Source organism: Thiocystis violacea (assembly GCF_016583575.1).
Classification (GTDB): Bacteria; Pseudomonadota; Gammaproteobacteria; order Chromatiales; family Chromatiaceae; genus Thiocystis; species Thiocystis violacea.
On the sequence record NZ_NRRG01000003.1, the window covers coordinates 55,625 to 68,797 of the forward strand.

Genomic DNA, 13,173 nt, shown 5'->3' on the forward strand with positions numbered 1-13,173 from the left:
ACCGAACACCGACAGACGAGGACAGCATGCTGACTGAGCTCTGGAACGACGCCGAGGGCGGCTTCCACCCCGCCAGCGCCCCCGATTTCCTGCCTGGATCGGCCCTCCGGGAGGTCCAACTGCGACGCCTGCGCGCCGTCGTGGCCCGCGCCTACAAGAACGTGGCCTTGTTTCGCAGTCGCATGGAGGAGCGCGGACTGACGCCGGAGTCGATCCAATCGCTCGCCGATATCCAGCATCTGCCCTTCACCGTCAAAACGGATCTGCGCGACACCTATCCCTTCGGCCTCTTCGCCAGCCCCATGAGCGACGTGGTGCGTCTGCACGCCTCGTCCGGCACCACCGGTAAGCCGATCGTGGTCGCCTATACGCGTGAGGATGTCGAGGTCTGGTCCGAGGTGATGGCGCGCACCCTCGCCTCCTGCGGGTTGCACCGGGGCGATATCCTGCAGAACGCCTTCGGCTACGGGCTTTTCACCGGCGGACTCGGCGCTCATTACGGCGGCGAAACCCTGGGCGCGACCGTGATCCCCATCTCGGGCGGCAACACCGACCGTCAGATCATGATCATCCGCGACTTCAACGTCTCGGCCCTCTGCTGCACCCCCAGCTACTTCACTCACATGATCGAGCGCGCTCGCGAACTCGGCGTGGATCTGCGCGAGCTGCCGCTGCGTATCGGCATCTTCGGCGCGGAGCCCTGGACCGATGGCATGCGCCGGCACATCGAGGCCGAGGCTGGGATCAAGGCGTATGACATCTATGGGCTCTCCGAGATCATCGGCCCCGGCGTCGCCAGCGAGTGCTCGGCTCAGGAAGGGCTGCATCTCTTCGAGGATCATTTCTATCCGGAGATCATCGACCCGGAGACCGGCGAGGCGCTGCCCGACGGCGAGGAAGGCGAGCTGGTGCTCACCACCCTGAGCAAGAAGGCGATGCCGATGATCCGCTATCGCACGCGCGACATCACCTCGCTCATCACCGAGCCCTGCGCCTGCGGACGCACCCTCCGGCGCATGCGTCGCATCGGTCGGCGTTCGGACGACATGTTCATCATCCGCGGCGTCAACGTCTTCCCGTCCCAGGTCGAGGCCGCGCTGCTCGCGGTCGAGGGGACGCTGCCGCACTACCGGATCATCCTCACCCGCGATCAGGGACTGGATCGGATGGCGGTCGAGGTCGAGGTCACGCCCGAGGTCTTCAGCGACAAGATCAAGGCGCTGGAGGATGTCCGGACGCGGCTGGCCCAGGCGATCGAGCATATCCTCGGGATCCGCGTCGAGCTGCGACTGGTGGAACCGCGCAGCCTCGCGCGCAGCGAGGGCAAGGCCAAGCGCGTGATCGATCGGCGCAACGAGGGGAAATAGGGTCGACGTCACTTCGGACGGATCCCCCTGAATCCAAACCTGATTCAAAAGTTCTTGCGTGCTTCGAGCCTGGCCGGTTCGAATGCGCCTTAGGCGATTTCCGGGCAACCTTGTACCCGCGATTCGCCCCGTCATAGACAGGATTAGCAGGATTTCTCAGGATTGAAAGGATTTATAAACCTCTGTTTTTAATCCTGTAAATCCTGAAACATCCTGTTAATCCTGTCTATTCAGACGCGGACCAGGGGTACAAGGCTTCCCGGAAATCACTTTAGTCGAGGGCTCAAGGCTATGAAACTGCAACAACTCTCGCTCTTCCTCGAAAATCGGCCCGGTCGGCTGGGCGCTCCGCTGGAGGCCATCGCGGCCGAGGGCATCAATATCCTCACCCTGTCGCTGGCCGACACCGCGCAGTTCGGCATCCTGCGCCTGATCGTGCGTGAGTGGGACAAGGCCAAGCGCGTCCTTGAGGAGGCGGGCTGGGTAGTGAACCTGACCGAGGTGGTGGCGGTCGATCTGCTGGACCGACCCGGCGGACTCGCGCAGGCGCTCAAGATCCTGGAAGGCGCGAATCTCAACATCGAGTACATGTACGCCTTCTCGCTGCGGCGCGGCGACAAGGCGATCCTGATCTTCCGCTTCGAGGATCCGGATCGGGCGATTCAGGTCCTGCTCGACAAGGGGCTGCATGTCGTCGATGGCGACGAGCTCATGAGCTTCGTCTCCTGAGGGTCGGAATCGGCACGATGTCTGTATCCATTCGCCATTCCGCCGCCACGACCGTCCGCTATCCGATCTGGGATCCGGAGGCCGAGACCCGACCGCGCCCCGAGTTGGAGGCGCTCCAGTTGGAGCGACTGCGTGAGCTGGTGAGCCGGCTCGCCACGGTCCCCTTCTACCGCGACCAGTTGACGCATCGCGACATCGGCCCGCATAGCCTTCGCTCGCCGGCGGACATCCGCAAGCTCCCCTTCACCACCAAGGACGACATGCGCCGCCAGCATCCGCTCGGCTTGCTGGCGGTCCCGCGCAAGGCGCTGGCGCGCATCCATGGCTCATCGGGGACCACCGGCAAGCCCACCTTCGTCGCCTACACGGCGCGGGATCTCGAAACCTGGTCCGATCTCTGCGCGCGCTTCCTGGTCTCGGGCGGGCTCGCGCCCGAGCACACGGCCCAGGTCGCCTTCGGTTATGGGCTCTTCACCGGCGGCTTCGGACTGCACTACGGGATCGAACGGGTCGGCGCGACCGTGATCCCGGCCGCCGCCGGCAACACCCGACGTCAGATCGAGATCATGCGCGACCTCGACCCCGAGGTACTCATCTGTACCCCGAGCTATGCCCTGACGATCGCCGACACCGCGCGCGAGTTGGGCATGGATCCGCGCGCCCTGCCGATCCGCATCGGGCACTTCGGCGGCGAGCCCTGGACCGAGGACATGCGACGCGAGATCGAGGAACAGCTCGATATCGACGCCTACAACAACTATGGGCTCTCGGAGGTGATCGGACCCGGCGTCAGCGGCGAGTGCCCGGCGCGCGCGGGGATGCACATCCAGGAGGATCATTTCCTGGTCGAGTGTCTGGATCCGGAGACGCTGGAGCCAGTCGCGGAAGGCGAGCCGGGCGAGTTGGTCATCACCAGCCTGACCCGCGAGGCGATGCCGATGCTCCGCTACCGAACGCGCGACATCGCGCGTCTCTATCGCGAACCCTGCGCCTGCGGGCGCACCACGACGCGCATGAGCCGGGTCGCCGGCCGAACCGACGACATGCTCATCATCCGCGGGGTCAACGTCTTCCCCTCGCAGATCGAGGAGGCCCTGCTGCGGGTCGAAGGCACGACGCCGCATTATCTGATCGAGGTGAGCCGGCCCTCGACGCTCGACGAGGTCCACGTCAAGGTCGAGATTCACCCCGAGATCTTCTCCGACCGCATGGACCGCATGCAGGCCCTGTGCGAGCGCATCAGCCGCGAGATCCATACGGTCGCGGGGATCCGCGCCCATGTCGATCTGGTCGAGCCGCGCAGCATCGAACGCTTCGTCGGAAAGGCCAAGCGGGTTCTCGACAAACGCGACCTGACCGATCAGGCGCTCTGATTCAACACCCTGACACCCATTCATCATCCGCCTGGATCTCGGGCTTTATCCACCACAACGGGAATCAACCATGACGTCTCCCTTCCAACTGTCCGGAAACGGCCTGCGTTTAGGCTTGGCGGTTCTTCTGACGACCACTTTGAGTCTTACAACCGCGCTTGCCAGCGATGAGGGCATCTACATCGAGACCGTCAATCGCAGCACGGGCCTGATGGGCGAGGCACCGCGCGAGGAGGTCAGCAAGACCTATGTGGCGCACGGCAAGATGAAGGTCGCCAGCTCCGATCCCCAAGGGGCCGACATGATCCTGGACCCCGCGAGCGGGGACATGGCCTTTTTGAATCACGCCGAGAAGGAGTATTACCAGATCAATGCCAAGAGCATGATGGCCGGCATGTCCCAGCCAGGGATCGAGCAGATGCGCGCCATGATGGAACAGAACAAGATCACGGTGGTGGCCACGGACGAGACCAGGAAGATCAATGAGTGGAACTGTCGCAAATATCAAGTCAAGAAGACCGGGATGATGGAGATCGACCAGGAGATCTGGGCCACCGAGGAGGTCGATCTCGATCTGGACAGCTACACCGATCTCATGAGCATGTCCGGCCCCGAGGCCCTACTGGGAGATTCGCCGGCGGCCCAGGCCCAGCGCGTCGAGATGGAGAAGGTCAAGGGCTACCCCATCCTGACCAAATCCAAGGTGCAAATGATGGGCTCGACCATGGAGACCGAGAGCGAGGTGAAGGTCATCCGCAAGGAACCCATGGAGGCCAAGTTCTTCGAGATACCCGCCGACTACCAGAAGAAAGAGATGGGCCAGCCAGCGGCGGCCAGCGGCGGACATCCCTAGGCGAGGGATAGCGAGGCCAAGCGACGGAAGGATCCGCGCCTGGCCGACCTGGTGCGGCGGTGCTCAAGAGTCGTTCTTGAGCCCCGCGCGCTCGACGGACGCCTCGGCCAGGGCCGCGATTCTGACCCGATCGTATTTTCCTGAATCGAGCACGGGCAGGCACTCCAGACGCCGGAAGGCGCGCGGACATTCCGCCCCCCGCAAATGCCCGCGACACCAGAGGGCGAGCTCCCCCTCGTCGCAATCGCCCGCGAAAACGGCCGTCAGGCGATGCCCCCAGACGGGATCGGCGAGGCCCACGAGCTGAATCTCCCGGACGCCCGGCGCCTCCTGCAGGGCGGCGTTGATCTGGCTCAAGGAGACATTCCGCCCACCGATCACCAGGACATCGTCCGCCCGTCCCAGGATTCGGAGTCCTCCGTCGGGCTCCTCGCAGCCGAGATCGGCCGAACGGAACCAACCCTGTTCCAGACCATCCCCGGGTCTCCGTCGAGGGTTGGCGTATCCCGCCATCAGGACTGGCCCCCGGATGCGCAGGGGCGCGGGCGACGCCTCGCAGCCACCCGCCGCGACCCGGATATCCGGCATCAAATCGCCGACTCGGGCCGGATCCAGGTCGCGACCTTGCAGACGCCCGGTCGTCGCGATCTGGGATCCGGTCTCCGTCATGCCATAGGTAACATGCAGCGGCCAGCCGGCCTCGACGGTCCGTTGCGCCAACGGGCGACTCAGGGCCTGTCCACCGACCAAGAGCACGCGCAGAGCTGGCGGCGGCCTCTGGTCCAGATCCAGGAGTCGAGCCAGCATCGGAGGGACGAGCGAGAGATGCGTCACCGACCCGTCATCAAGATCGCGACGCACGGCCCGCGCGTCAAACCCCTCGTGAAGCCACATTCGCGCGCCCGCCAGGGCACAGCGATAAGCGATCGTCACGCCACCCACATGGCTGAACCTGAGACAAGCCAGCCAGGTATCGTCGGCCGTCAGGCCCAGGCGCGTATTGACCCGACTGGCCGACGCCAGAAGGCTTTCGAAGGAGAGCATGACGACACGCGGCTTCCCGCCGCTGCCGCTCGTCTTGATCAGCAAACCGATCGGAGAGGCCGCCGAGGCGTCCCCCGGCGCGGCAAAGGGCGTCCGCCCGAGTTGTTCCGAGTCCGGATGCCAATACCATTCGGCCCCCACGAGGCTGGCCAGGGATCGCGTGCCGTCTCGGTCGAGTCCCGAGCGAAAGGGAAACAAGGCCGCGCCGATCCGCGCGAGCGCGAACATCAGTACGACCAGATCCATGACCGGAGCATCCGGTGCCATCACAACCTGGCCGCTCGCCAGTCCCTGTCCCATCAGGCAGTTAACACGATTCCCCACCCGACGTCCTAGCTCGGGGAAGGTCAGGCTCAGGTCGCCATGCCTGATGGTCGAACCTGGCTGAATCAGACAGGGAAAATCCCCTTTCCAGTTGGACGCGGTCATCCTGAATCGGAGTGGGAGTTGAAAAGGCGAAGAAGAGTCCGGTCCGAGGGCTGGCAACCGAACGTTGCGTTCAACCCCTGGCAGCGGAACGACGCCTTCCTACCAGCGCGCCTCGAAGACGCAGTTCGGAGCGCCATTGGCATGGCAGGCGACTTCGGTCACGACCGTCCCTGGATGGACCAAGCGCCGATAGAGTCGCTCGAAGGTTCCGGCGTAGAAATCGCAGAGCGGTTGGTCGGCCTGGGCACCACGACACAGAGGCGAATCGGTAATCTTGAGTCTGGGGGGGAAACTGGGATCGGCCTCGAAGACGCCGGTACCGACGAATGTCCAGGCATTGCCCTGGATCGCCTTGAGCAGGGTCCGACTCGCCAGTTTCGCAGGCAGAATCGAAAGGATCGCCTGGGCCGGTCGCGGTATGCGCCTAGCGAGCAGATAGTCCCCGGTACGCGAGCCGGCATCACGAGAGACGGCACGAGCCTCCTCGATTCCAAGTTTCTCCCTCAAGGCGCGTTGCAGATCGATGGCTTCCTGCTCATCCACCATGGCCTCGGGAAGCGCCCCAAGGTAACGACTCAACCCAGCGTACCGAAACAGGCTCTCGACCTCATCACGACCATGCCGCGTCTCCAGGGCCTCGAAGACACGGATGATGGCATTCGGACCGACACGTCCTTGATTGTTCTTTTGATTCACGCGGATATCCCAAAACGCCACTGATTGCTTCCACAGTCGACCAAAACATCCTGCTCCGCGCAGATACCGTGCAAGACATAGCGCCCCTGGGGCGTGACCCGGATACCGTCCTCCGAGACCTCGACCAAGCCGTGCTCGGCCTTCTTGCAGAGCTGCTCGTATTCCTGGTCCAGATCCGCGGCGGAACTGGCCGGAAGCCGAAGATTGCACATGAGATGCAGCATCGCCCGACGACGACGTCCGTCGCTCTCGCTCAAGCAACGCCCCCAGGCAATCGGAAACTGACCATTGTTAAGGCGTTTCTGCCAGAGCTTCAAATCAGACTCGTTCTGGACCAGCGCGTCGGCCATCTCACCGATTCCGCTGGGACCGAAGGCCAGCACCTGCTTCGCTGGCATGGGCGTGTAACCAATCGAGTTGCGGTAGAGTCGGCCCTCGACTTGGGCGTCATACAATTCATCGTCCTCGCGCACGAACACGTCCAGGCCGACCCAGCGATAGCCGGCTTCCGTGAAGGTGCGGACGGCGCGATGGAACAACGCGAGTTTTTCGGTCGCCGAGGGAAGATGGGCCGTGTTGATGGCATGTTGATGCGGGCGTTTCGCGGGATCATGCGCGTAGCTGAAGCAGGCGACGCGGTCGGGGCCGAGGTCGAGAATCTGCTCCAGCGTCGACTGGAAACCCTGCTCCGTCTGGAACGGCAGACCGTAGACCAGATCCAGATTGATGCTCTCGAAGCCCGTCTCGCGCGCGGTCAGAAAGACGTCACGCACCATGTTCAGGGATTGCACGCGACCAATGGCGCGCTGCACGTCGACGTTGAGATCCTGTACGCCGAAACTGATCCGCCGAAAACCGAGGCCATAGAGGAGTTCCAACTGGCCGACCGAGGAGCGCCGGGGATTGCACTCGATGGAGGTACAGGCATCGGGAGCGAGTTGGAAGTGACGTTCGACGATCTCCATCAAGCGAGCCAGTTGCGGCTCGTTGAGATGGTTTGGCGTACCGCCTCCGACATGAAGTTGCTCGACCCGGCGTCCCCGCCCGATCCTCTCGGTCACCATGTCCATCTCACGCTCAAGCGCATCGAGGTACTGATCGACCTTCTCGATGCTATGCGTCACGGTGGTGTCGCAGGCGCAGTAGAGACAGCGCACATGGCAGAAGGGAACATGGACGTAGATCGCCAATTCTTCGTCCGTTCGTTGCCGGAGGTTTTCCAGCACGCCCAGGTACTGAGCCTGGGTGAAATGATCCTCCTTCACGAGCCCCAGACTTGACATGGGGCAACCCTGGGCGGCCAGGCCGTGCGACTCGAGGAATTCTAGCGGAAGACTCGTCGGGAGAGGAGGCGCCATGTCTGTCACCCACCTGGTCAGGTTTAGCCGCTGTCGTTATATAGGTCTTGCCGCGGGATGCCTACACCGCGACCCTGTCTTGTGGCCTTGATCGCGAGCCGCCACGAAAGACTCGTTTGAATTCGTTCCCGTGCCCCGTGGATGCCATGCAATCCGCGCTCATCCAGGGCCACCATTGCTTCCTCATCCTAGAAACAGCAACCGCATTTACTGGGCCAGATAAGGCGCCAGCTTTCCAACCGTAGTCGTAGGATTATACGTTGAGTCGCCCCCAACCTCCAGCGTATCACCGAAGGGGTCGAAAGTTCCCCGATCCGCCAAAATAGGCGCCTGTTCGGCTCGCAGGATTAAGAACAAACACTACGAATCAATCCGAACCGGTCTTTTGACGGATGTAGGGTATGGATTTCTCAGGAAACAACCTAATGGCAGCCAGCTCTAACCTGTTCACCACGCTCCCTGGAAGCTGGCTCGAGCGAGCCCGAGCGCGCCGAAGGATAATGAACCAGCAGGCATCCCGAAGGCTTGTTACCCGAATCGGTCGACGGCGAGCCGCCGTGGTCGGTGTCCATGTGCTTCGGTGGCGGCAAGGCCCAGGCCCACAGCGCCTCGTCCGGCAGCGGGAGCACGAGAAACCAATGCTCCAGGATAGCGAGCGCGAGCAGGGTGGCCACCAAAATCAAGCCGATGGCCGGAGAGCCGGTGACCTCCGGCGTCATGGCCGCGAGCACGATCAGCACATCGATGATTGTAGCCAGGGTCACCGAGACGGGAAACAAGAGGTTCATCCCGCGCTTGGACATATAGGTTTTCAGATAACGCAGATGTTCGGGCAGCCATTCCTCATTGAGGTTGGGGGCTCCGAGGAAGAGATTCAGCTTCGCGCTCCAGCGCATCAGCCACAGCACGACGAAGGTCCATGTGCCAACCTGATTGGGTTCGTCCCAGGAGATCAGAACCAGGAAGAGCACCGTCGCGATGATCAGGAGTTCGTGATAAAGGCTCGTCAGAATCGCCAGCCCAAAGCGCTTCCAGCCGGAGCAGGATGGTGGGCAGGGCGTATTGCGTGGCCCAGTGACGAATCCGGTGAAGTAGCTCATCTCCAGCACACCCCAGACCACCACGCCGGCCGAGAAGGCGACGTAGATCGCAAGGACGCTAGTGGATGCGCTGCTCACCACCAGGGCGAAGACGGCGACGGCAAGCACGATGGCTCCGCCGAGCAGGGTCCAGCGAAAGGTTCGACCCGGCAGATTGTCGAGATAAAGCACGACCCCCGTACTGAACCACCAGAGCCCGAGCGCATACAGAATTGGGAAACCGAAATCAGACATGGACTAGATCCAACTCTCGGGCAGGTGCGGACCGGAAGATGAGCGGTCAGGCGCTGAACCAGCCGCGACCCTCAGTTCACACAACGTCTGATTTTGGTCGCGAACGACTGGATGACAGGCGCCTCCAGCCGCGGCCCGACAGGGGACATCATGGCCTGGGTGAAGGCATCAGATCGGCGAAAGCCGCCTGGTTCGTCTCGCCAAAGGCCCTGAGATCAAGGAGGATTCCGGTGGTCGGATCCTCCAGGGTGAGCATGCCGTTCTCCCGCCGTGCCAAGTGGAAGGGCTCGGAGATGGACGCCTGATATCCCTTTCGCTGTCTCTCCATGCTCCTCAACACGCCGCGGATAAAACCCTCCTCGCCAGGCGACAGGGTATGGATCAGTTCTCCCGTCGCCACATCGTATACGGCAAGCGAGCCATCATCCAAGTCGACGAAACGCAGATCCCGAGACTCGACCTCCGCCGTCACCGGCGCCTGAGGCATCATGAACCCTGTCAGGCGCGCGACGCCGATCATGATGATCGTGAAACTCAACAAGGCCGCCACGGCATACAAAACGCCCTTTGGAAAAGGGCGGTGCCCAAACGCATCACTCACTAGCGGACCTCATGAAGATAGGGATTCGCGCTGGGAAGCCAACGCCGTCTCGTGAACTCCCGCCGGCGCCTCATCGGTTGCGTTCGACTCATCGCCGAACTCCTCCGCGTAAGCCTTGAGCGCGCCAGCGAGTATCTCGGCAACCTTCCCCGCCTCGGGAATCGCTCGAAACATGGGCTGAGGGGGCGAAAAGTGCCAGGGACGAACATGCGGCCAGAAAATCATATAGGAAGGGCGTACCGCCTTGGCCAGCAGAAACGGGATATCGCCCGTACCGTCGTCGTAAACCTTTAGATCCGCCGAGCGTACCTGCTTGAAAGGCACGTTCATCATCATGGGAAGGGCCACGCCAATGCGCATGACCACGCGCCGGCTCGTGATGGTGTAAACGGTCGTTCGGGCCATGGCCCAACCAAGCAGGGCCAAGGCGCCGACAGCCACGACAGCCAGCACCAGGATCCACGAGACTCCCTGGAAAAGGCTGGCCATGGACGGTCCTTCGGACCAGTCCACGGCGATCCGCAAGACCACGAGCACAGCGAAATAAATCGCCACCTTTCGGACATGGAACGCGCGTCGGGCCAGGGCGGTCCAACGCGGCGCGCCCTGCCAGAGCAACTCCTCACCAGGAGGGAGCTGCTCGGGCAGACCCCGAACGGGCTCGAAGTCGTATTCCTTCACAGCAGAGGTCCGGCACGTTCCGCTGTGGCGTAGAGCTTACCGCCGCCGAAGTAGGCACAGACTTTGTCTTCCTCGTAGAGGGTGACCTGATCCGGCTTGGACAGCGCGGGGACGTTGGCGAAATGAGCCGCCTTGATCGCCAGCACCTTGATCTTGCGAGCCTTCTTATCGAAACGACAGAAGTTGATCGGCAACAGGGCTTGCTTGCCGCCCGCGGCGACCTTCATTTCGAGATAACGGATCTGCGGCTCGGAACGGTCGACCCAAACGTCCGTGACGGTGCCAGCGACGACGTCGTCAAGACCCATGACGGTCATGCCGCGCGGATCCGGCTCGCCTTCGGCGATCGAGAAATCGGTGGCCACGCGCAGGGGAACGATCTTCGCGACCCCTTCGTAGGTCAGATCGCAATGCTTGGCGCGATCCGGAGAGGCGCCTGGACCGACGCCAGCGAGCATGGGATCGCCGATCGGCTCGAAGGGAGCGCCCGGGAAGGGCGCGGACGGTGTCGCGTTCAGCTTGGCGAGCGGAGCCTCCTGACGCGGCGCCATCACGGTTCCGGCCTTGTGCGGAAGAATAAAGGTCTTGGGCGTGGCCAGATCCGGGAAACCAACCACCTTGACACGACCGCCGGAACGCTCGGTCCGATCGGAGTCAAGCGGATAGCCTTCCCGCTTGTCCTCGCGGCGGAGATAGATGACGAGTCCAGCAAAGAAGAACCAGAACGCCCAGATCGTGAGTTGGGCAACATCCATATATTCAGTGATGGCAGCAGACATAATGTAACCTCCGTAGGAGAAATAGCTAACCGGAACAACCGGCTAGACCGATGCGCGGTGACCGCCCCGAACCATCGAATCCTTTCGCCATGCGCGCGAACGGATCCTTGGCGACCAGCGTGGCGAGAAACAAAACGCTTTCAATACGATAGACGAACCCATGGTCCGTGGAGAAATCGATCGATGCCGAGCCGATGACACCCTCGCGAGACGTCGACGCTCGATCCGACCAATCATCGCCACGTACCCAGGACAACCTCCACAGCCGCGGCCGTGGCTCCAACGGCGCCGAAGCGCCCTGACCCAACCGTCTCGACAACCGCCGAGGACGCCTTACAGCAACGTCTCATCCTGGAATCAACTCCAAGGCTTGAGACATATAGAACCCGACGGCGATGCGCCGTGTCCGGTTGGGCTTCCACCCTCGCGGCCCGGACTCCTGACCCAGCAATTCACGAAGCGACCGCATGCTCACCGGCTCGATGGCCGGGGCCCGATCTCCCCGAGGGAAGAAACGCCCCACAGCGTGCATGATGGCCAGCGGGATCGTCTTGGGGGCGAAGGTGAAGATGATCGAACCGCTGGTGCGCTCCGAGAGCCCCGCCAGCACCTTCACCACATCACCCGGACAATAATGAATGACCGAATCCATCGCGACCACATGATCGAACCGGCCATGAGCCGGATCGAGCATGTCTCCGGCCTGGAAAGTCACGGATCCTTGACCCAGGTCAGTCGGCGCTCGCTCGCGAGCGATCTCGATCAGGGTCGGAGCCACGTCGATCGCGATCACCTCGGCGCCCCGACGAGCCGCCTCGACGGCCAAGGCTCCGGTGCCGCAGCCCGCGTCGAGCAGACGCTTGCCGGTAAGATCGGCGGGCAGCCAATCGAGCAGGGTCTGGCGCATTTCGTCCCGGCCCGCGCGCACCGTCTCGCGGATCCGGCTGACCTTGGCATCCGAGGTCAGCTTGGTCCAGGCATCGGCGGCGGTGCGATCGAAATAGGTCTCTATTTCGCCGCGACGTTCTTGATAGGAGGCATCTGACATCAATCGAACCCCAGAAAATCGAAGATCTCACGATCACGCATCGGCCTGGCGATCAGGGGCTCGACACCTTCCCAGAGTCTTTCGGCGAGTTGCAAATATTGCTGCTTGGCCTCTTCCAGACCTGGACCCGGCTCCATTTCGAAGAGGGTGGATTTCTTCAGGCGGCTGCGGCGGATGATATCCAGATCGGGCAGATGCGCGAGCCGCTTGAGACCGACCGCCTCGCTGAACCGGTCGATCTCGTCCGTATTGACGCTGCGGTTGGCGATGACGCCACCCAGGCGAACGGCATAATGCTTCGACTTGGCCAGGATGGCCGTGGCGATGCGATTCATGGCGAAGATCGAGTCGAAGTCGTTCGCGGTGACGATCAAGGCACGTTCGGCGTGCTGCAGGGGCGCCGCGAAACCGCCGCAGACCACGTCACCGAGCACATCGAAGATGACGACATCGGTGTCCTCAAGCAGATGATGCTGCTTGAGGAGCTTGACCGTCTGACCCACGACATAACCGCCACAGCCGGTGCCCGCCGGTGGCCCGCCGGCCTCCACGCACATGACGCCGTTGTAGCCTTCGTAGACATAATCGCTGGGGCGCAGCTCCTCGGCGTGGAAGTCCACGGATTCGAGGATGTCGATCACGGTCGGCACCAGGCACTTGGTCAGGGTGAAGGTCGAGTCGTGCTTGGGATCGCAACCGATCTGCAGCACGCGCTTGCCGAGCTTCGAGAAGGCGGCCGAGAGGTTCGAGGAGGTGGTGCTCTTGCCGATACCGCCCTTGCCATAGATGGCGAACACCTTGGCGGTGTCGATCCGGATATCCGGATCGAGCTGAACCTGAACGCTGCCCTCGCCGTCGGGGTGTCTGGGCATGCCGCTAAA

Annotated in this window: 13 protein-coding genes; 4 read left to right on the forward strand and 9 right to left on the reverse strand. The window is 62.7% G+C overall.

Annotated elements, in window-relative coordinates; genetic code table 11:
* The first annotated feature begins 26 nt into the window (after positions 1-26).
* From CKO27_RS02565 to CKO27_RS02580, 4 genes are all read left to right on the forward strand, one after another.
* A complete protein-coding gene (locus CKO27_RS02565; RefSeq protein ID WP_200373311.1) occupies positions 27-1,367 on the forward strand; it encodes a phenylacetate--CoA ligase family protein in 1,341 nt (446 codons plus the stop codon).
* Between the two features lie 291 nt (positions 1,368-1,658).
* A complete protein-coding gene (locus tag CKO27_RS02570) occupies positions 1,659-2,096 on the forward strand; it encodes an amino acid-binding protein (protein WP_200373312.1) in 438 nt (145 codons plus the stop codon).
* A gap of 17 nt (positions 2,097-2,113) precedes the next feature.
* Positions 2,114-3,469, forward strand: a complete 1,356-nt coding sequence (locus tag CKO27_RS02575; RefSeq protein WP_200373313.1) for a phenylacetate--CoA ligase family protein — start codon at positions 2,114-2,116, stop codon at positions 3,467-3,469.
* A gap of 139 nt (positions 3,470-3,608) precedes the next feature.
* Positions 3,609-4,322 (forward strand): DUF4412 domain-containing protein, encoded by a 714-nt coding sequence (locus CKO27_RS02580; protein WP_242470687.1) that lies wholly within the window; start codon positions 3,609-3,611, stop codon positions 4,320-4,322.
* Positions 4,323-4,385: 63 nt separating this feature from the next.
* Here CKO27_RS02580 and CKO27_RS02585 read toward each other — a convergent pair whose 3' ends face one another.
* The 9 genes from CKO27_RS02585 to bchL all read right to left on the reverse strand — a co-directional run bounded on the left by CKO27_RS02585 (position 4,386) and on the right by bchL (position 13,164).
* Positions 4,386-5,795 (reverse strand): class I adenylate-forming enzyme family protein, encoded by a 1,410-nt coding sequence (locus CKO27_RS02585; protein ID WP_242470688.1) that lies wholly within the window; start codon positions 5,793-5,795, stop codon positions 4,386-4,388.
* Between the two features lie 99 nt (positions 5,796-5,894).
* Positions 5,895-6,491, reverse strand: coding sequence for a bacteriochlorophyll 4-vinyl reductase (gene bchJ / locus CKO27_RS02590; protein WP_200373315.1), 597 nt, complete (start codon positions 6,489-6,491; stop codon positions 5,895-5,897).
* A complete protein-coding gene (gene hemN, locus CKO27_RS02595; protein ID WP_200373316.1) occupies positions 6,488-7,849 on the reverse strand; it encodes an oxygen-independent coproporphyrinogen III oxidase in 1,362 nt (453 codons plus the stop codon). Before hemN ends, bchJ begins: the two co-directional genes overlap by 4 nt.
* 422 nt (positions 7,850-8,271) lie before the next feature.
* The gene (gene puhE, locus CKO27_RS02600) at positions 8,272-9,183 is read right to left on the reverse strand and encodes a putative photosynthetic complex assembly protein PuhE (RefSeq protein ID WP_200373317.1); all 912 of its coding nucleotides are present in this window, start codon (positions 9,181-9,183) and stop codon (positions 8,272-8,274) included.
* A gap of 148 nt (positions 9,184-9,331) precedes the next feature.
* Positions 9,332-9,784, reverse strand: a complete 453-nt coding sequence (gene puhC / locus CKO27_RS02605; RefSeq protein ID WP_200373318.1) for a photosynthetic complex assembly protein PuhC — start codon at positions 9,782-9,784, stop codon at positions 9,332-9,334.
* Positions 9,785-9,793: 9 nt separating this feature from the next.
* Positions 9,794-10,465 (reverse strand): photosynthetic complex putative assembly protein PuhB, encoded by a 672-nt coding sequence (gene puhB / locus CKO27_RS02610; RefSeq protein ID WP_200373319.1) that lies wholly within the window; start codon positions 10,463-10,465, stop codon positions 9,794-9,796.
* On the reverse strand, positions 10,462-11,244 hold the full coding sequence (puhA, locus tag CKO27_RS02615) for a photosynthetic reaction center subunit H (RefSeq protein ID WP_200373320.1): 783 nt from the start codon (positions 11,242-11,244) through the stop codon (positions 10,462-10,464). The genes puhB and puhA overlap by 4 nt, the downstream gene beginning before the upstream one ends.
* 346 nt (positions 11,245-11,590) lie before the next feature.
* Positions 11,591-12,292 (reverse strand): magnesium protoporphyrin IX methyltransferase, encoded by a 702-nt coding sequence (gene bchM / locus CKO27_RS02620; protein WP_200373321.1) that lies wholly within the window; start codon positions 12,290-12,292, stop codon positions 11,591-11,593.
* Positions 12,292-13,164 (reverse strand): ferredoxin:protochlorophyllide reductase (ATP-dependent) iron-sulfur ATP-binding protein, encoded by an 873-nt coding sequence (gene bchL, locus CKO27_RS02625; RefSeq protein ID WP_200373425.1) that lies wholly within the window; start codon positions 13,162-13,164, stop codon positions 12,292-12,294. The genes bchM and bchL overlap by 1 nt, the downstream gene beginning before the upstream one ends.
* Positions 13,165-13,173 lie beyond the last annotated feature (9 nt).